Here is a 20340-nt window from a genome sequence, read left to right on the forward strand (position 1 = left end):
AGGCGACGTTGCCTATGTTTAATAAAACTGTAAACGATACTTCATATTCGTCTAATAAGAATGATTTGTATAAGAATAGTATTAAGAAAATTACTGATCATCCTAAAGAATCTACAATATTGAATGTTCTAGGTATTATATTTACTGTACTTTTATCTACTTCTATCATATTAATAATATTTACACATAATTTTAAACTTTCTACGTGTGAGGCTTTTTCATTAATTTTATTGCTGGTATCTGCTTTTATTATAAATTTATTCTTCAGAGATCGTTATATACGTGGCTTTACAATTAGTCTTAGTGCGTATATATGTTCTATTGCGTATATGGATGTATTGAATAATATTATCCAACGTATTCCTATCATCGGAGATTTTATTGCTATATTAGTTGCTGCCATTTATTTTGCAATAACATGTTCTCTTATATACAGATTTTTCCAAATTTTTTTGAAAGAAAATACAAAATATATAATACCGATATCCTTTTTGCCTATAATTTTAGGGATTATTTTTAGTAGTAGAGGAATATTCAATAATGATATTTCCTTCTTTATTACTGCCTTAATAGGATTTTTTACAGTTTTAGTTAGCTTTGAAAATTTGACTGTTTTGGCTAGGAAAATATTTAGATTAAATATAAAAGACACAGAAGAAAATAAATATAAATTAATTAAGACTAAGGTATTGATTCTTCTATCTCAAGTGTTGATTGTTTTATCAATGGTATGCCTAAATTCCTTATATAAAAATTATTGTGGCGGAAAAAATAAAAACTTTTTAAAATGTTGCAATATTGATTCATATGCATGGAATGGATTATTTTTAATAATTATTTTTCTAATTTTTTACGCTATAACATGCCTAATATTTTTCATGTGTAAAAAATCAATAAAGAAATTTATAGAAAAACATCTAGATTATTAAAAAAGTATTAAGCATGAAGTTCATACTTACCGAAACCATAGATACATCTGTAAGTTTAAAAAGCGCAAAAATGTAGAATAGTGCAATGCTAATACTGGATTTATGTGTTGTTACTCTGAACAATCATGAGTCATATCTTATTGTTAATAAGACATGAAGAAGTGTGCATAAGACATAGTGCGCATACAGAATAAGCAATGTAGATTTATAAATTAGATTTACATTGCTTATTTTAAGCATGTGTTCTAATAAAAAGTGGTTGTTTTAACGGACTCAATATAATCTTTTTACTTATTAAAGAGAAGTGCATATCGTTCTTTGAAAGAGTACTATACTCGTAATCCTTTGTTTTAATGTTACGTTGTCGATTCTGATAGCCCGCGTTCGTTTATTTTTGCCCGCGTTTGTTGTCGAATTTAGTGGTTTGATAAACAAACGCGGGGAAGTGTTCTTGGTTTTGTAGTCGAATGAGCCGTTGTATATGATCTTATTTCCAATATTTTCGTGGGTATCAATATGAATTACTGTTTTTACGAGAGCTTGTAACAAACGTATATTTCAGATGATTTAATTTTTTATTCTGCAAGTAGAATTTCTAATAGTTAACGTTAATGGTAATTGAATATGTTTTGTTTCTCCATTAAAACTTATTAATTCTAAAGTAGATTTAGCAATAGCTTCAAATGGTTGCTGCAATGTTGTTAAGCTAGGATGCGCCCATTTGCCAATATGAATTCCATCGCAGCCTATTACAGATAAATCATCTGGTATCTTTAATCCATATCTTTCAGCTGCTCCAAGTAACCCTAGTGCTGAAATATCTGAGCTACAGAATATTGCGGTTGGTGGATCTGGGTTACTTACTATGTATGGGAATATACTTTCTCCAAATTCCTCAGTATATGGACCAGAAAATATTAAAGAATCGTCGTATAATATTTTGCTATTTGATAAAGCGGATAAATAGCCATGTTTTCTGTCTGAGGTTGTGCTTAATCCATCTGGTCCTGACACGTAGGCTATTCTCTTATGTCCCAGGGAAAGTAGATAACAGACGGCTTGGTATGCTCCAGAGTAATTGTCAACAGTTACTGTTGATATATTAGATAATTTTTCATCATTCATTTGCTCATCTATTAGAACGGCATTCATTCCAGAAGGTATTACTTTACGCAAAGCTATATTATTGTTATTTAATCCAGCGTATATAAGTCCAATATACTTTTGCTCTTTAATTATGGATTCAACAATATTTCTTTCTTTTATTGGATTTCCTTGCGATATTTTAATATTTAATGCATATCCTAAACCATCTGCTGCCATTGATAGTTGTTGACATAGTTCACTATAGAATGGGTTATTTAATCCAGGAATAACAAGCGCCAGTGCTTTGTAAGTTGTCTTTGAGTTTATTTTAGTTGTGTATTTATAGAAATGTGCAGCCTCGTCAATTCTTTGTGCTGTAGAGTCTTCTACGTTTAACGTACCATGCAAATATCTCGATACGGTAGATGTAGATACATTTGCTCTTCTAGCCACTTGAACAATTGACATATAGACTCCATAAGTTTTATTGAAAAAGCAATAGTTTAATAAGTAATTTAATACTGTTAATGCTACTATTGCGCAAAAACTTTTACAATAGAAAAATTTGCGCAAAAATATTATAGTATTCTAGCAATGAAGCCCTTTTAGCCCATATTTTTAGCGTTTTTTGTGTTTGTTTTATTTGCGCAAAAGATTTATTATTTTTTATAAGAACATCCTTAATGCGTGAGATTTACAAAGTAGAGATGTTTTTATTCATTAAAAGCAAAGGAGCTGTTTATATGACAAAAGTTTTACTAGCTGGAGAATCTTGGATTTCATCCACTACAGAATATAAAGGTTTTGATGAATTCACATCCACTAAATTAGAAATTGGTTGCGTGGAATTTCTTGATGCTCTTAGAAAGTTTGGTCACGATGTTACACATCTAAAAGCTCATGATGTTCCAGAAAACTTTCCATGGACAATGGATGAATTAAACAAATACGATGTTGTGATACTTTCAGATATAGGAAGTAATTCATTTTTACTACCTAATAGGGTATTTGGTGAAGGAAAAAGATGCGTAAATCGTTTAGATTTATTAGCTAAATGGGTTCGTGAAGGCCATGGACTGATGATGGCAGGCGGATATCTTTCCTTTGCTGGATTTGAAGGTAAAGCTCATTATCATGGTACATCTATTGAAGATGTGCTTCCTGTTGAAATAAGTCCATTTGATGATAGAGCTGAAAAGCCTCAAGGTGTAATTCCTAAAATAGTATCCAATCATCCAATTGTGAATGATTTGAGTCCTATTCCAATTCTTCTTGGATATCAAAAGCTTTTAGCTAAAGAAAGTTCTAATATTCTCATGAAAGTTGATGATAATCCTTTGCTCATTGTTAATGAGGTAGATAAAGGCAGAAGTATTGCTTTTGCATCAGATATAGCTCCTCATTGGGCTCCGGAAGCGTTTATGCAATGGAGTGGATATGGTCAACTATTTTCTAATTGTGTTAAGTGGCTTTCTAAAGAAATTTAATAATTGCAAATTAAAATTATTATTCACTATAAGAGTGAAGAATTATATGAAAGGAGATAATCATTATGAATAGTAAACAACGTTACATGGTTCCTTTATTGTTCATTGGAACGGTATTGGCTGGTATGCTTTCTCCAATGCAATCTGCTGTGAATGGACAATTGGGAAAAGAATTAGCTGATGGCAATGCTTGCGCAGTAGTATCATTCGGTTCGGGACTTGTTGTTATGTTTATCATAATTCTCTCTCGAGCGTCTACAAGACAACAATTTGCTTCAATTCCTTCGAAAATTCGCTCTAATAATATACCTTGGTGGAGTTGGCTAGCTGGATTATGTGGAGCTATGGTTGTTTTTTCTGAAGGAGCATCTGCGTCCGTACTTGGTGTTGCAACATTCCAGACAACTTTAATCTGCGGAATGGTTTTGTCTGGATTATTATGCGATAGATTTGGAATAGGTGTAGATACAAAGCAACCGTTTAATTTACCTCGTATATCTGGTGCAATTCTTGCAATTGTTGCAACTATTATGGTTGTTTCACCAAGCTGGCATGCTCCGTCGGTTGTATTTCTAGCTGTTCTACCATTTGCTGCTGGTCTTTTAGCGGGATGGCAACCTGCTGGTAATTCGGCAGTGGCTAATGAAACTGGTTCTATGTTAGTTTCTATAACTTGGAACTTTATAGTAGGTTTTTCCGTACTAGCAATTGCTCTTATTGTTAGAATCGCTACAGGTCAGACTTCTTTCCATCTTCCATTGACTTGGTGGATGTACTTAGGTGGTCCGCTTGGATTATTGTCTATAGCATTAATGGCTTTATTGGTGAGAGGATTAGGTCTACTTCTTCTAGGACTAGCTTCGACGGCTGGACAATTACTTGGGTCTGTGTTGATCGACTGGCTTGTTCCAGCGTTAGGTGCAAAAGTATACGTTATTACACTTATTGGAACAGTTGTAGCACTAGTAGGTGCTGTTATAGCTGCAATACCTTCTGCTCGTAATGATCAGGATGAATTAGTCTCACAAGTCAATTGATAAAAAGTTTTTATTTTCAGTTAGTTATTATAAAGGAGTAATAACAATGTGTACTGGAATTGGAATAAGAAGCAAACAAGGAAATTCATATTGGGGAAGAACCCAAGATTTTGAACAAGAGTTTGAATATGCTGGTATGAAGATACCGTCTGGTACCTCTATAGAATCAACCTATACACCATTTATTACTAAATGTGCGGTAATGGGTGTTGCTTGGGCTAAAGATGTGCATAAGAACCCTGTTATTTTAGATGGAATAAATGAATACGGAATATGCGGTGGGTCTTTCTATTTCGATCACTTCTTCCGATATGTGAGTAAGAAAGAAATTGATGATTCTAATAAAATTGCGCTTCGTGGAGAAGAATTAGTTACATGGATATTAACTCAGTATCGTTCTCTCGATGAGATCATTAATTCACTCAATTCGGATTTAGGAATAGTTAATGAACCTGGTCCAATGATGGGGATGTCTGTTCCGCAACATGCTGTTTTTTCCGACGAAACAGGGAGATCTATAGTTGTAGAACCTTCTATTTCTAATGGTTTTAAAATATTTGAAAATACAGTTGGTGTATTTACAAATGCTCCGACCTTTGACTGGCATCTTAATAATTTGAAGGCTCATCTTGAACGTTCTACCAATCGCAAATATCTTTATGACAACAATGAAGCTGTGAATAATGTAGGATTGGATGAGAACATAAGTGGATTACTCGATATACCTAGCGACTATAAACCAGAAAGTCGATTTTTGAGAGCGGCTTATGCAAAATTAATGTCTATGCCAGTTGATGACGGGAATGCGATTAATGAAGTATTTCAATTGTTGTCAATGGAGAACACCCCTAAGGGAGTTCTACGAATATCGGTAGATGATGAGATGTTGGTCCCATGGACTCAATATACGTCTGCATACGACATAAGTAATAAAGATTTATACGCATTTTCGTATGATAATCACAATTTGAAATTATTACATTTTGGTAATCCTGACGAATGGGATCATGTAAGATATTTTGATTTTGTTTTGAAACAAACATATGAACCATTTGAAGAAGAATTGTAATTAGAAATAAGTTGGGTGTGCATGCTTTTGCATAGTAAATATGCGTAGCATGCACACCATTGTATTGTCGTATTAATTTAAGTTTTTAATATAATTGTGTTTTTTGTTGATTCTGATAGCCTGCGTTTGTTTATTTTTGCCCGCGTTTGTTTTCGGATGTGGCGATTTTGGGAACAAACGCGGGGAAGTGGTCTTGGTTTTGTAGTCGGATTTGGCTATTTGGGGAACAAACGCGGGGAGGTGTTCTTGGTTTTGTGGTCGGATTTACGTTGATGGGGAACAAATGTGGGAGTGTGGATTGCGCGATTAGCGTTTAGAACAAAAAAGACCGCAGCGACGAGACTGCGGTCTTAGATAGTTAGCGCGTTACGCTTGCGATTAGTTACGCATTACGCGATTTATCGCGATTAATCACGCATTGTGATTGCGTTTAAACGCGCCATACAATCCTGCGCAAGCAGCGCTAGCGATTGCAGCCTTAATAATATCGCCCACAATAAAGCCAGTGGAAGCAACGGCGATTGTCCAAACAGGCAAATGCATCATAAGCGATTGACCTACAAATCCAAATGCGTAAATCACAAGAGAACCAACAACAGATGCGGCAAAATACGCGCCAAATCGTGCAAATTTCTTAGCAACAGAATCCTCTGGCATAGCGGCATTAACAACGCCTTCGAGCGCAGACTTTACGAGCGCAATCGCAGCCACACCAAACACGAATCCAACAAGGAATCCAACGCTAGGACCTGCAAAAGCCACAACGCCGCTCTTTCCGCCTGCAAACACTGGCATTCCAGCAGCACCAATCGCAAGGTACATAAGCACAGAGCTAACGGCCTGACGCCAAGTCAAAGTAAGACCAGCCAAAGCCAAAACCAAAGTTTGCAAAGTTACAGGAACAGGAGTTCCAGGAATCGGCAATGCGCCAGCCATAGTTGCTGCGCTAATAAGAACAGTAAACAAAAACGCCTTAGCAAATGGAACAGCCAAACGATTAACGTCAAAAGCCTTAGATGCAACTGCGCTAGAGCTTGCGCCAGAGTTTGCACCAGAGTTAGATTCAAAATTAGCCACGATATCCTTCTTTCGTATTGTTTTTCGTTGCTGAATCAAAGATTAGACAAAAATCGAGCGCTGCGCGTTGGAGAAGTTTACAAAAAATCGCATAATGTTTTGTTCAAATTCACGGATACTATAAGCCAAATTTCCTATAACTTGTAACGTATGGTTACGAATATCAAAAAAATACTTGTGGCAAATCGCGGCGAAATCGCGCTTAGAGTGATTCGCACTGCTCAAGAAATGGGAATACAAACTGTAGCTATTTATGCGGCATCCGACCGTCAAGCACAGTATGTTGAGATGGCAAGCGAAGCGTACGCGCTTTCTGGAGACACGTACAGAGACACTTATTTAAACGAAGACGCGATTATAGACATTTTGCATAAAAGCGGAGCGGATGCTGTACACCCAGGCTACGGATTTTTATCGGAAGTAGCTAGTTTTGCGCAAAAGGTGATTGATGCTGGCGCTGTGTGGATTGGCCCGAAGCCAGAAGCGCTTATTGATTTAGGGGATAAAATAACCGCTCGCCGCGTGGCAACTCGCGCTAAAGTGCCGCCCGTACCAGGCATATCGGAGCCTGTAAAAGACATTCGAGAATTGTTGACTTTTGCGCAAACACACGGCTACCCGGTTATGATGAAGCGCACGGATGGCGGCGGCGGTCGCGGAATAACCGTTGTGCACAACGATGACGAGCTTCGCGGATTCTACATGAACCACGACGCTTTGCAAGGCGGCGACCTTGACGAGTACTTTATTGAGCGTTTTATAGACAAGGCGCGCCACGTGGAAACACAAGTTGGCCGCGATTCTCATGGAAACTTCACCATATATTCCACGCGCGACTGCTCGGTGCAGCGCCGAAACCAAAAGTTGGTTGAGGAAGCACCAGCGCCATTCCTTACCGATGACGAGAACGCGCAGCTTCACCGATATTCTCGTAACCTATTTGAAGCTGTTGACTACGTTGGTTTGGGCACGTGCGAATATATGGTGACATCTCAACACAAAGTTTACTTCTTGGAAGTGAACCCACGATTGCAAGTGGAGCACACAGTTAGTGAGGAAGTTAGCGGACTAGATCTTGTGCGCGAACAGCTTACGATTGCTGACGGCGGTGAGCTTACGCAAAATCATCCTTCGCGCGGGCATAGTTTTGAGCTTAGAATCACTTCGGAAGACCCAGCAACGAATCTTACGCCTAGCGCAGGCACGCTAACAAAAATAGAGTGGCCATCTGGACCTGGAATACGCGTGGATTCTGGCGTAGAAGTTGGAGATAGCGTGTCTCCAAAATTCGACTCCATGATGGGCAAGCTTATTGTTACGGCTCAAAATCGCGATGCGGCGATTGCTCGTGTAAGACGCGCGCTTAAGGAGCTTTGCATCGAGGGAGTGCCTACTCCTGCGAAGCTTTTTGAGCAAATTTTTAACGATCCTGATTTTACGGCGCAAGATCACGATTTTGATATTTCTACAAAATGGCTTGAACGCAAGTATTTGAACCGCACTGCTGCAGCGGCAAATGGCGGACAGCCTGCTTCTTTGGATTCCAATAAGTCTGGTGAAGAATCACAAAATAAGACAACTAAAATGGAGTCTTTTGTAATAGAAGTAGACAATAAGCGCGTAAAGCTTACGATTCCGCAAGATATTGTAGACAATCTTACTGGCTCTGCGCGAGTTAGAAGCACGGTTCGCGCATCGCAGCCGCTTAGAGGACGAGGATTAAGAGGAGATACTCACAAGTCGGAAACGCCAAAGGATGCTCCTGGCGTGATTTCTGCTCCAATGCAAGCTGTGATTACACGCGTAAACGTTGCGGAAGGTCAGAGCGTAGCAAAAGGCGATTTACTTGCTGTTCTTGAATCCATGAAAATGGAAAACTACGTTTATGCACCTGCAGCTGGCGTAGTTACTGGCATTTTTGTAGGGCCTGGAGATGGTGTAGAAGCAGGCGAAAAGCTTGTAACAATTGACGTGACTAAAGGCGGTAGTGCAAAATGAGTGCGCTTACTAAAGATGCTACACAAGTTGCAAAAGATGTTAATAAAGATGCTGCGCAAGTTAATAAAGACTCACAAACTATGCAAAATGCGCAGCCTACGCAGCCTCAGCGTGGAAAAGCAGCCGTAGAACACGCGGCTCGCCTTGCTAGAGACGCCGAGCAGAATGCTTTAGAGCGCCAGCATGCAAAGGGAAAATCCACGGCAAGAGAGCGTTTGGATTTGCTTTTTGATACGGGAACGTTTGAAGAAATAGGCCGCTTTAACGGTGGAGACATAAATAACGATATTGCAGGATGCGCAGTAATCACGGGCTTTGGCGAAGTGTACGGCAAAAAAGTGGCAGTTTATGCTCAGGATTTTTCCGTTCGTGGCGGCACGCTTGGACGCGCTGAAGGCCAGAAAATTTGCCATCTTCTAGACATGGCGTTGCAGCTTGCAGTTCCAGTTGTTGCGCTAATCGACTCGGGCGGCGCTCGCATTCAAGAAGGCGTTAACGCACTTACGCAATATGGCAGAATCTTCAAAAAAACTTGTGAAGCAAGCGGTTTAATTCCACAAATCTCCTTGATTTTAGGACCTTGTGCCGGTGGCGCAGTTTATTGCCCTGCTCTTACGGATTTTATAATCATGACTCGCGAACACTCCAACATGTTTGTAACTGGTCCAGATGTTGTTAAGGCTGCCACAGGCGAGTCGATTAGCATGGACGATTTGGGTGGTGGATATGTGCATAACTCCACTTCGGGCGTTGCTCACTACTTGGGCGAAGACGAGGCGGACGCCATTGACTATGCGCGCACAATCTTGGCTTATTTGCCGCAAAATTGCAATCAAAATCCGCCAACATTCGCATACGCTGCCACGCGCGCAGACAGAGAAACCGCTAAGCAGCTTGCGACTATTGTTCCGAGCAATGATCGCCAGCCGTACGACGTTTTAGACGTTATTCGCGCAATCGTAGATTATGGCGAATTTGTGCAAGTTCAAGAGCTTTACGCAGCATCCGCAGTAGTCGGTTTTGCTTGCATAGAAGGTCATCCTGTTGGAATAGTGGCAAATCAGCCTAAAGTCAATGCTGGAATTCTAGACGTTAATTCTTCCGAAAAAGTAGCGCGATTTGTGCGATTGTGCGACGCGTTTAATCTTCCTGTTGTAACTCTTGTAGACACTCCTGGATACAAGCCAGGGTCGGATCAGGAGCACGCTGGAATTATTCGCAGAGGCGCAAAAGTGATTTACGCGTACGCAAACGCGCAAGTTCCGCTTGTTACTGTGATTTTGCGCAAAGCTTTTGGTGGAGCATACATTGTAATGGGCTCAAAGTCTATGGGTGCAGACTTTAACTACGCTTGGCCTACCAGCCAGATAGCGGTTTTGGGTGCTCAAGGAGCTGTAAACATTATTCATCGCAAGGATTTGCAAAAAGCAAAAGAGCGCGGACAAGATGTTGACGCTTTAAGAAAAAAGCTTGTTGAGAATTACGAAAATACCACTGTAAACGCGAATCTTTCGCTGGAAACTGGCCAGATTGACGCAATGATAGATCCAGAGCAAACAAGAGATGTTATTGCTAATTCTTTGAAGATTTTAAGAAGTAAAAAACGTGTTTCGAGAACGGGGAAGCATCATGGAAACCAGCCAATGTGATTTGGGAATAATTCGAGAATAATTCGGGAATTATTTGGAAAACACTCAAAAGTCGCCAGCAACCGCGCATAAAGCGACCAAAGATAAATAAATCCAAAAAACACAAATAAATTTTAAAAATAAAACTTAAACCCACGAACAAAGGAAAATAAAATGACAACATACTTATTTGACCAGCTCGCACAAACACCACACATTCTTACCTTCGCAGGACAATCCACACCATGGGTGCAAGCCTTAAAAGAAACACAAAACGATGCAGAATTAAATAAAGAATTACGCGAATATAACAAATTAGCAAAAACTTTACTATCAAACATATATCCACAGTTATTAGCAAATGCTGGAACTGACATAAACGTATTCGATGCTTTAGAAAATCCTAAAATCAACACAGCCAGCGCACAATTAAGCGTACCAGGAATCACAATTGCTCAGCTTGCAAGCGTAAGAGACCTAACAAACTTAGGCTACAACTTTGAAGTAAACAAGCCGATTGCAAGCCTTGGACACTCTCAAGGCATAATAGCCGCAAAAATAGTAGAAGCTCGTATAAAAGCAGGGTCATGGCAAAACGCGCAAAACCAAATAGCTGAACTTATAGCAATCGCATACATAATCGGAGCGGCAGCAGACCGCGAAGCGCGAATGTTAGAAATCAGTGGAAACGGCGAAAAAACACCAATGCTATCGCTAAAAGGCGTTACGTTTGAACAGGCGAAAGCCTTGATTAAGCGAGTAGAAAGAACCAGAGGCGTTATATCAATCGCAGTTAAAAACTCGCGAAATCACATTGTGCTATCAGGATATCCAGAAGACATGGAAGCCGTGCAAAATCAGGCACAGAAAGAGTCGCAGCGCTCCAAAAAAATGCGCGAAATGAAGGAACGAGGCGGATCGGTTTTTGCGCCAATCGCAGAGTATTTAGATGTTACAGTGCCATTCCATTCTCCAATCATGAAACCTGCTGTAGAGCAAGTTGAAGCCTGGGCAAAGGACGCAGGATTAGATGCTGAACTTGCACTAAAGATTGCAAACGCTGTGCTAGTAGAGCCAGTAGATTGGGCGAAGCAAATAGAAAAAGTTTTAAATAACGTGAATGCGCGAGAGTTATACGTACTAGACATGGGTCCAGGAGAAGTGCTTGGCAAGTTAACAAACGTGCTACTACAAGGAAGCGGAGCTGGCGTAGTAGAAGTTGGAACAATGAACGCGCGCGCAAAAGCAAGCACAACTAGCGCTGCAGAAGCTGAATTATTGCGTACTGGCTGCTGGGCGGATTTTGCGCCGCGAGTAATCGATACTCCAGCTGGAAAGAAAGTTGTAACAAAATTCAGCAAGCTAACAGGCAAAGCTCCTGTGCTTCTTGCTGGCATGACTCCAACCACAGTAGACCCAGAAATTGTAGCCGCCGCAGCCAACGCAGGATATTGGGCAGAACTTGCAGGCGGTGGACAAGTAACAGAAGAAGTATTCGACAGGCACATGGACTCTTTGAGCAGGCAATTGCAAGAAGGAGCAACCGTAGAATTCAACGCCATGTTTATGGACCGCTATTTGTGGAATTTACAATTTGGCAGCAAACGTATAGTTCCAAAAAAGCGTGCTTCTGGAGCACCAATCGACGGCGTAGTAATATCTGCAGGAATCCCAGAGTTAGACGAGGCAAAAGAACTTGTTGAAACTCTTCAAGCCGACGGATTCCCATATGTTGCTTTTAAGCCAGGAACAGTAGAGCAGATTCGCCAAGTAGTTCGCATTGCAAAAGCTGTTAAACCAGCAACAATTATTGCGCAAGTAGAAGGCGGATCTGCAGGCGGCCACCACTCTTGGGAGTCGCTAGACGATTTGCTGATTAGCACTTATGCTCAAGTGCGCGAATGCAATAATTTGGTGCTTGTAGCAGGTGGCGGAATCGGCACTCCTTCGCGAGCTGCCGATTACATTAGTGGCGAATGGTCCAATAAATACGGTTTGCCAAATATGCCAGTAGATGCTGTGATGATCGGCACTGCAGCAATGACAGCAAAGGAAGCGCACACAAGCGCGCAAGTTAAGCGCATGTTGGTGGAGACGCCTGGAATCACAGAAGCAAATGATGCATGTGTGGAAGGTCTTGGCGCAAGTGAAGATCCGTTTGCTCCTATTGGCGAGCGCTGGGTGCCTTCTGGAAAGGTTGTTGGCGGAGTAACAAGCGGATTAAGCCATTTGCACGCGGATATTTACGAGATTGAAAACGCGTCCGCGCGCTGTGGTCGTCTTCTTGTTCATATGATGAAGCATCCAGAAGAGCTTGAGTTACGTAAAGACGAGGTTATTGCTGCGCTTAACTCTACAGCAAAGCCATATTTTGGCGATGTTGAAAATATGACATATACCCAGTTTGCGCAGCGATTCCTTGATTTAAGCTATCCTTGGGCAGATCCTACTTACGCGGATCGCTACCTGCATTTGTTGCAGAGAATTGAAGCGCGTTTAATAAGCCAAGATTCTGGCGAATTTACTTCGATTTTGCCAGATATTAAGCAGGTTGCTGAAAATCCTCAGTCTGCTCTCGATTCTCTTGTGCAAGTTTTTCCTAATGCGAGCACGATGAACGTTGTTCCAATGGATGCTGCGTGGTTCCCAACCTTGGTGCGTGAATATCCTAAGCCAATGCCATTTGTGCCAGTAATTGACAATGATCTTCTTCGCTGGTGGGGTCAGGATCAGCTTTGGCAGTCGGAAGATTCGCGCTATTCTGCGGATGCTGTGCGAGTAATTCCAGGACCTATTTCTGTTGCAGGAATAACCACAATGGATGAGCCAATCGCGGATATTTTAGGAAGATTTGAGGCTGCGGTTATAAATCGTTCGGCTGCTTGCGACTTGCCTCTGGGCTTTAATCAAAACGCGTTTAGCCAAATAGATTGTGCGCAAAATATTGAAGAATATGTACGCTCATGTCCGAATATTTCTTGGATTGGTCACGTAACCAATAATCCTGCTTATAAAACGCAAAATAATAGTGAAAACTATGTTATAACCGTAATAAGTGAAGAAAATAGCGTAATTAAGCTTGATCTAGACATTAAACTAGACACGTTCTGGGATGAGCACGAATCAGACAATGAAAATAGCGGCAAGAATAGCGTAAAGAACAGCGGCAAAAATCATGCTGTTAGAGATATAGTAATTCCGCTTATTGTAGACGCAAAGCGTGCTGGAAGCATACCAGTAGTAGACCGCGAGCGACTACCAAAACACGTTTATAACATGTTGGCAGCAACCGCAGGCATTGGAAATACTGCGATTACTGGAGATGTTTTAAGCGAAATGCCAAAAGTAGACGCAAGCCAAGAAGCGTGCGAACAAGTTAAAAAAGAAATAGCTTGTAGAAAAGCTAACAAATCAGCCTGTGAAACAACATGTGAAACAGCCTGCGAAATGCCGTTTGGCGTGGTTAAATCAGCATACACGCTTTCTAGAAACCTAGGAATCGACCACGAATCCGCTACAGCTGGACGCCTACCAGAAGGTTTACAAGCATCAAGAATCGTGCCAGACGCGCTAGTAGGTCCAGCATGGCCAACAATATACTCAGCACTAGGATCCGTAATGGTAGACGGATACCCAGTAATTGAAGGACTACTCAACGCAGTACATTTAGACCACCTAATAGAACTAGATGTATCTACAGACGACCTGCAAAAATATGTTGGAACACGCATAAACCTCACTGGTTGGGCAGAAGATTACGCCGAATCAGCTTCTGGGCGAGTAGTGACAATACACATAATTCACAATGCGCAAGACGGAACAAAAATCGCGCACGAAACAGAACGATTCGCGATTCGTGGGCGAAGCTACAGTGCAGCACTACCAAAGTCTGCTCCAGAATACGGAGATGCGGCAGAATTACACGGATTTAGCGTAGACAACACGCCTAGACGAGCGCTTAGACGCGTCGTAATTCGCGCACCTAAAGACATGACAGCTTTTGCGCGCACATCAGGTGACTTTAACCCAATACACACATCCAAAAGAGGAGCCGCAATCTCTGGACTTTCCGCACCTCTAGTACACGGAATGTGGCTTTCAGCAGCAGCTCAGCATGTTGCTCAAGCATTGGATGAAAAAGGCGCACACTATGATCTTGTTGGCTGGACGTACAACATGTACGGCATGGTGCAGCTTAACGACGAGGTAGAAATTACCGTAGAACGAGTAGGGAAAGTACGCCGCGGAGGGCTAGCTCTAGAAATCACATGCCGAGTAAACGGGCAAATAGTTTCTAAAGCGAGCGCACTTACACGCGCGCCGCGAGCAGCATTCGTATACCCAGGACAAGGTATTCAAAAACAAGGAATGTCATTGGATGAGCGCGCCAAATCGCCAGCTGTGCGCGAAACTTGGGAGCGTGCAGACAAGCTTACTCGCGAAAAACTAGGATTCTCAATTCTTGCTGTAGTGCGAGATAATCCTAAGGAATTAACAGCAAATGGCGTAACATATCGTCATCCAGAAGGCTTGCTCAACTTAACGCAATTTACTCAAGTTGCGCTCGCTACTGTTGCTTTTGCGCAAACCGCGCGCTTAAGAGAAGCAGGATGCGATATTTGGCCTGCGTATTTTGCTGGTCACTCGCTTGGCGAATACAATGCGCTAAGCTCTTTCGCTCAAATTATTCCGCTAGAAACCGTGTTGGAACTCGTGTTCCACCGCGGATCTACAATGCATCACTTGATTGAGCGAGATGCGCAAGGCCGATCCAACTATCGAATGGGTGCTTTGCGTCCAAACCAGTTCGGTGTGGACGATGATGGTGTAAACGCGTACGTTGAAGGAATCTCTAAGCAAACTGGCGAATTCTTGCAGATTGTAAACTACAATTTGGCAGGTCAACAATACGCAATAGCAGGCACAATAAAAGGTTTGAAAGCTTTGGCTCAAGATTCTGCCAAGCGAGCTAAAGAGTATGGCGGTAAGCCTCCATTTATGCTTGTGCCAGGAATCGACGTGCCTTTCCATTCCAAGCTGCTTAGAAAAGGTGTGCCAGAGTTTCGCGATAAGCTGGATTCTCTGCTTCCAGCACATATTGACTACTCTGTGCTGGTTGATCGTTATATACCAAACTTGGTTGCATGCCCGTTTGAGTTTACGCGCGAATTTGCGCAAAAGATTCTAGACGTTGTTCCTTCAGAACGTATTAAGGCTGCGCTAGAAAATGACGAAATTTGGGATTCTTATGCAGCTGATGAGCAAAAACTCGGCAGGTTGCTGCTTACGGAGCTTCTTTCCTGGCAGTTTGCTTCCCCTGTTCGCTGGATTGAAACGCAGGCGCTTATGTTTGAAAGCGCTGCATGCGGTGGATTAGGCGTAGAAGAATATGTTGAGGTTGGTTTAGGAAACGCACCAACTTTGGCAAATCTTGGAGCAAAAACGCTTTCTATGCCACAGTTTAGCGGACAGAAAGTTACCGTTTATAACGTTGGTAGAGACGAGGGTCGTGTTTATATGACAGACACGGATTCGCTTGTGCCAGAAGTTTTTGAAGACGAAGAACCTATGGTTGCAGAAGCAACGGTTGCTGGCGACTTATCACAAACTAACGCGGAAAAATCGCAAGCAGCCGCCACGGCAAGTGCAGCATCTACTCAAATAAATGCAGATAATTCTGTGCAAAATGTGCAAAATGTGCAAAATGTGCAATCTGGGTCTGTGGCAGATATTGAGTTTAAAGCGTCTGATGCTATAAAAACACTTATAGCTTACAGTGCAAAAATTCGCGCCGACCAAATCGGCGACGCAGACACCACAGACACGCTAACAAACGGCGTATCCTCTAGACGAAACCAGCTTTTAATGGACATAAGCTCCGAGCTGGGAGTGGCAAGCGTAGATGGTGCTGCAGAAGCTCCGATGAGCGCGCTAAACAAGTTAGTGGATTCTGTTGCTCCGCGTTATAAAGCTTTTGGGGCGGTTCTTTCAGACGTTGTGAGAGAACGCTTGCGTGCACTCTTCGGCGCAGCTGGATTTAAGCCTACGCAAATAGATAAGAGAATTGAACAAGTATGGCAGCTAGGTGAAGGCTGGCGAGCACACGTTTTGGCTGCTCTTATTTTGCAAACGCGAGAAGGAGCAAGCGTACGCGGAGGCGACTTGGCGCAACTTTCTACAGAGCCAGCAAAGAATACTTCTGCAGCGCAAGATTTGATCGATTCTGCTATTAATCAGGTTGCTAAAGAGCACGGAATTGCTCTCGCTCAACCAGGTTCCGCGGGCACAGCAGGCGGCGCAGTAGTTGATTCTGCAGCCTTAGACGAGTTTGCGCAGAAGGTTGTTGGTGCTGACGGCGTTTTGGCTGCTACTGCTAAATTCGTGTTAGCAAAGCTTGGTGTTGAAGCTCCTAAAGCAGAAGCTGAGAGCGATGAAAATGCGGCTGTTGTTGCAGCTGTAGAAGCTGAGCTTGGAGCGGATTGGCCAAAGCAAGTGGAGCCTCGATTCGATGAGCGCAAGGCGATTCTATTCGATGATCGCTGGGCTAGCGCTCGCGAAGATTTGGCTAGAATATACTACGCGAATAAGGCTAATCAGGGGTTTGGTTCAAACTCTGGTTCAAATTCTGGTTCAAACCATGGTTTATCTGAAATCAACAATTTTGGTTGTTTTGTTGGCACGGGCAAAACTATTGCTGAAGAAGCATTATGGTTCGCTCAAAAGTCTCAAGCAACCGGACTTAATGATTTGAGTTGCGTATTCAAGCGCATATCTAAAGATGCATTAACAGATATTAATGATCTTCCTAAAGATACTAAAGAAGTTAATAGCGAAAACCTTGATTCTCGTCCTATTTTCTCAAATCGCTTCGCATCAGATGTTGCGGTTGTAACAGGCGTTGCACCAAATTCAATTGCTGCAGCAGTCGTCTGCGGTTTACTAAGAGGTGGAGCAACAGTTATAGCAACATCTCACAGTTTTAAGCCAAGCGTTAAAGCATGGGCGAAAAAAGCGTATCGTGAAAACGCTGTTATGGGAGCTAAATTATGGCTTGTGCCAGCAAACTTATCTAGCTACCGAGATGTAGATGCTCTAGTAAAGTGGGTTGGCACAGTTTCAAAGAAAGTCAGCGGCGCAACAACCACCATTTTGAAGCCAGCTTATGAGCCAAGCATGTTCTTCCCGTTTGCAGCACCTCCAGTTCACGGCACTTTGGCTGATTCTGGTGCGCTTTTCGAATCTCAATCTCGCCTAATGCTATGGGGTGTGGAACGTGCAATCGCAGGATTCGCGCAAATCGGAGCAGATACAGATGTGCAACATCGTATGCACGTTGTGTTACCTGGCTCTCCAAACCGCGGTATGTTCGGCGGCGACGGCGCTTACGGCGAAGTCAAGAGCGCATTCGATGCAATTGTGAACCGTGCGCATGCAGAAAGTGTGTGGTCGGATCGCGTTACATTCGCTCATCCTAAGATTGGATGGGTGCGTGGAACCGGCTTAATGGGCGGAAATGATCCGCTTGTTAAAGTCGTAGAAAAACACGGCATAACAACGTATTCAACTCAACAAATGGCAAACCGTTTGCTAGATTTGTGCACTCGTAAAGCGCGCGAACAGTCTGCAATCGCACCTCTGGACGTTGATTTTACAGGAGGATTAGGTAAGGATGCTCTTGATTTGAACGCGCTTCGCGCAGAAGCGCTTGCGGATCAAGAACGCGCGGCTGCTTGCGACTTATCCCAAACTAACGCTCAAAAGTCGCAAGCTTTAGACGAGTCATATCCAAACGCAAAGTCTTCTATAAAAATAACAAACAAAGCACTTCCAACACCATACGCTTTGCAACAACCTCACGTAAATCTAGCGGATTGGAAGAACGTTACAGCGCGACCAGAAAACCAGATTGTAATAGTATCTGTTGGAGAACTTGGACCATGGGGATCTGGGCGAACACGATTCGAAGCAGAACTTGGAATACAAGAAGACGGTTCCGTTGATATTTCTGCAGGAGCAGTATTGGAATTGGCTTGGAACATGGGCTTGCTAACTTGGCAAGACTCGCCAAAACCAGGATGGTATGATGCGGACGGCACGCTTGTGCCAGAAGAAGATATTGCAGAAAAGTATCGAGATGAGGTAGTTGCACGTTCTGGTATTAGACCATTCGAAACCGGCATGGGTGGCGACTACAAAGACGGAGCAAACGAAGAAGAAGCCGAAATCTTCCTCGACCACGACGTGAGCTTCAGTGTGCCAACAGAAACGATTGCTCGCGAATACGTGGCGCTAGATGAAGAACACACTACGATTATGCAAGATGCTGAATCGGGAGAATGGACCGTTACGCGCAAAACTGGCTCAATGATACGCGTACCAAGGCGCGCAGCCATGACCCGAACTGTTGGAGGACAATTCCCTAAAGGCTTCGACCCATTAAAGTGGGGAATTCCAGCTTCGATGGTGGGAAGTGTAGACCCGATTGCGTTGTGGAATATCGTAACAACCGTAGACGCCTACATTTCCGCTGGTTTCACGCCTTCGGAAATTTTGCAAGCCGTGCATCCGTCCCTTGTAGCATCGACTCAAGGCACAGGATTTGGCGGAATGACGTCTATGCGAAAACTGTATCTAGATCGCTTCCTAAACCACGAAATCCCTACAGACGTATTGCAAGAAGCATTGCCAAACGTCGTAGCAGCGCACGTAATGCAAACATATATTGGTGGCTACGGAAACATGATTCAGCCAGTTTCAGCATGCGCCACTGCTGCAGTTTCGCTTGAAGAAGGCGTCGATAAGATTGCTCTCGGCAAAGCAGACTTTGTTGTAACGGGCGCGATTGACGATATTGGCGTTGAGTCCGTGGTTGGTTTCGGCAACATGAACGCAACTGCAAACAGCGAGGAAATGTATGCAAAGGGCATAAATCCACGATTCTTCTCGCGAGCAAACGATCGCCGACGCGGAGGATTCTTGGAAGCGCAAGGCGGCGGCACGATTCTCGTTACGCGAGGAGATATTGCGCTTAAACTCGGCTTGCCTGTTGCTGGCGTAGTTGGATTTATTCACTCTTATGCAGATGGTGTGCACACTTCGATTCCAGCTCCAGGATTGGGTGCGCTAGCTGCAGGAATGGGTGGGCGCGAATCCAAGCTTGTGCACGATTTGGCGGCGCTTGGAGTTACACCAGACGATATTGCTGTGGTTTCTAAGCACGATACGTCTACGAACGCAAACGATCCGAACGAATCCGAACTGCACAATACTTTGGCTCATGCTATTGGGCGCACAAGCGGAAATCCACTGTTTGTAATTAGCCAAAAGACGCTTACCGGACACGCAAAGGGCGGTGCGTGCATATTCCAAATCAACGGTTTAACGCAGCTGTTTAGAAGTGGCGTGATTCCTGGGAATATGTCGCTTGATTGTGTGGATCCTAAGCTCGCGCATGATGATCATATGGTGTGGTTGAGAAACCCAATGCGAGTTGGCATGGTTAAAGCGGCTCTGGCTACATCGCTTGGATTCGGGCATGTTAGCGGATTTGTGGCTCTTGTGCATCCTGGTGCGTTTGAGGCGGCAGTGGCTGCTACTGCAGGTGCGGATGCGCTTAGCGAATGGCGAGCCAAGGCGAATGCGCGTCTTGCTGCAGGTCAGCGACGTTTGCAAGAGGGCATGATGGGTCATGTGCAACTGTTTGAGCCTGCGGAAAATCGCCGTTTGCTTAAAGACGGTACGCGTATGCCAGACGGGTCGCGCTACGATGGGCATGAGGCAGAAAAAGCTATGCTGCTAAACCCAGACGCTCGACTAGATGCCAGCGGCTACTATTGCTAGATTGCTAGATTTCTAGATTGCTAGCGGCTTTTGTTTCTTTTTGCCCGCGTTTGTTTCCCAAAACACCAAGAATGGGAACAAACGCGGGGGAGTGATCTTGTGTTTGTTTCCCAAAATGCCCAATATGGGAACAAACGTGGGGGAGTGATCTTGCGTTTGTTTTCCAAAATGCCCAATATGGGAACAAAC

The 20340-nt window shown here is 43.1% G+C and carries 9 protein-coding genes; 7 read left to right on the forward strand and 2 right to left on the reverse strand.

Annotated features, from left to right (window positions below):
* Window positions 1-14 precede the first annotated feature (14 nt).
* Entirely contained in the window at window positions 15-929 is a 915-nt protein-coding gene (locus ACJV45_RS01785) for a hypothetical protein (protein ID WP_415681240.1), read from the forward strand.
* Window positions 930-1496: 567 nt separating this feature from the next.
* Here the strand turns inward: ACJV45_RS01785 and ACJV45_RS01790 are convergent.
* Entirely contained in the window at window positions 1497-2483 is a 987-nt protein-coding gene (locus ACJV45_RS01790; RefSeq protein WP_116692303.1) for a LacI family DNA-binding transcriptional regulator, read from the reverse strand.
* Between the two features lie 275 nt (window positions 2484-2758).
* Between ACJV45_RS01790 and ACJV45_RS01795 the strand changes: the two genes are divergently transcribed.
* The 3 genes from ACJV45_RS01795 (at window position 2759) to ACJV45_RS01805 (ending at window position 5608) form a co-directional block, all read left to right on the forward strand.
* Entirely contained in the window at window positions 2759-3502 is a 744-nt protein-coding gene (locus tag ACJV45_RS01795; RefSeq protein WP_004114439.1) for a glutamine amidotransferase, read from the forward strand.
* A gap of 65 nt (window positions 3503-3567) precedes the next feature.
* Complete coding sequence (locus tag ACJV45_RS01800) at window positions 3568-4539, forward strand: DMT family transporter (protein WP_004114440.1); 972 nt, start codon at window positions 3568-3570, stop codon at window positions 4537-4539.
* A gap of 46 nt (window positions 4540-4585) precedes the next feature.
* The gene (locus ACJV45_RS01805; protein ID WP_419397507.1) at window positions 4586-5608 is read left to right on the forward strand and encodes a linear amide C-N hydrolase; all 1023 of its coding nucleotides are present in this window, start codon (window positions 4586-4588) and stop codon (window positions 5606-5608) included.
* A 411-nt stretch (window positions 5609-6019) separates the two neighbouring features.
* Here ACJV45_RS01805 and ACJV45_RS01810 read toward each other — a convergent pair whose 3' ends face one another.
* A complete protein-coding gene (locus ACJV45_RS01810; protein WP_419397508.1) occupies window positions 6020-6685 on the reverse strand; it encodes a biotin transporter BioY in 666 nt (221 codons plus the stop codon).
* Between the two features lie 150 nt (window positions 6686-6835).
* Here ACJV45_RS01810 and ACJV45_RS01815 point away from each other — a divergent pair, with 150 nt between their 5' ends.
* The 3 genes from ACJV45_RS01815 to ACJV45_RS01825 all read left to right on the forward strand — a co-directional run bounded on the left by ACJV45_RS01815 (window position 6836) and on the right by ACJV45_RS01825 (window position 20151).
* Window positions 6836-8683 carry an acetyl/propionyl/methylcrotonyl-CoA carboxylase subunit alpha gene (locus ACJV45_RS01815; protein WP_419397509.1) on the forward strand — a complete coding sequence of 616 codons (1848 nt, stop codon included), beginning with the start codon at window positions 6836-6838 and terminating at the stop codon, window positions 8681-8683.
* On the forward strand, window positions 8680-10332 hold the full coding sequence (locus tag ACJV45_RS01820) for an acyl-CoA carboxylase subunit beta (RefSeq protein ID WP_419397510.1): 1653 nt from the start codon (window positions 8680-8682) through the stop codon (window positions 10330-10332). Before ACJV45_RS01815 ends, ACJV45_RS01820 begins: the two co-directional genes overlap by 4 nt.
* Before the next feature lie 153 nt (window positions 10333-10485).
* Window positions 10486-20151: a fatty acid synthase subunit beta domain-containing protein gene (locus ACJV45_RS01825; RefSeq protein ID WP_419397511.1), complete on the forward strand. Its 9666-nt coding sequence runs from the start codon at window positions 10486-10488 to the stop codon at window positions 20149-20151.
* The last annotated feature ends 189 nt before the right edge of the window (window positions 20152-20340 follow it).

Origin of the sequence: Gardnerella lacydonensis (genome assembly GCF_048545055.1) — a bacterium.
In the GTDB taxonomy this organism is placed as follows: Bacteria; Actinomycetota; Actinomycetes; order Actinomycetales; family Bifidobacteriaceae; genus Bifidobacterium; species Bifidobacterium vaginale_C.

Coding starts and splice junctions, on each gene's coding strand:
- ACJV45_RS01785 (WP_415681240.1), top strand. CDS start 15: ATGTTTAATAAAACTGTAAACGATACTTCATATTCGTCTAATAAGAAT.
- ACJV45_RS01790 (WP_116692303.1), bottom strand. CDS start 2,483: ATGTCAATTGTTCAAGTGGCTAGAAGAGCAAATGTATCTACATCTACC.
- ACJV45_RS01795 (WP_004114439.1), top strand. CDS start 2,759: ATGACAAAAGTTTTACTAGCTGGAGAATCTTGGATTTCATCCACTACA.
- ACJV45_RS01800 (WP_004114440.1), top strand. CDS start 3,568: ATGAATAGTAAACAACGTTACATGGTTCCTTTATTGTTCATTGGAACG.
- ACJV45_RS01805 (WP_419397507.1), top strand. CDS start 4,586: ATGTGTACTGGAATTGGAATAAGAAGCAAACAAGGAAATTCATATTGG.
- ACJV45_RS01815 (WP_419397509.1), top strand. CDS start 6,836: ATGGTTACGAATATCAAAAAAATACTTGTGGCAAATCGCGGCGAAATC.
- ACJV45_RS01820 (WP_419397510.1), top strand. CDS start 8,680: ATGAGTGCGCTTACTAAAGATGCTACACAAGTTGCAAAAGATGTTAAT.
- ACJV45_RS01825 (WP_419397511.1), top strand. CDS start 10,486: ATGACAACATACTTATTTGACCAGCTCGCACAAACACCACACATTCTT.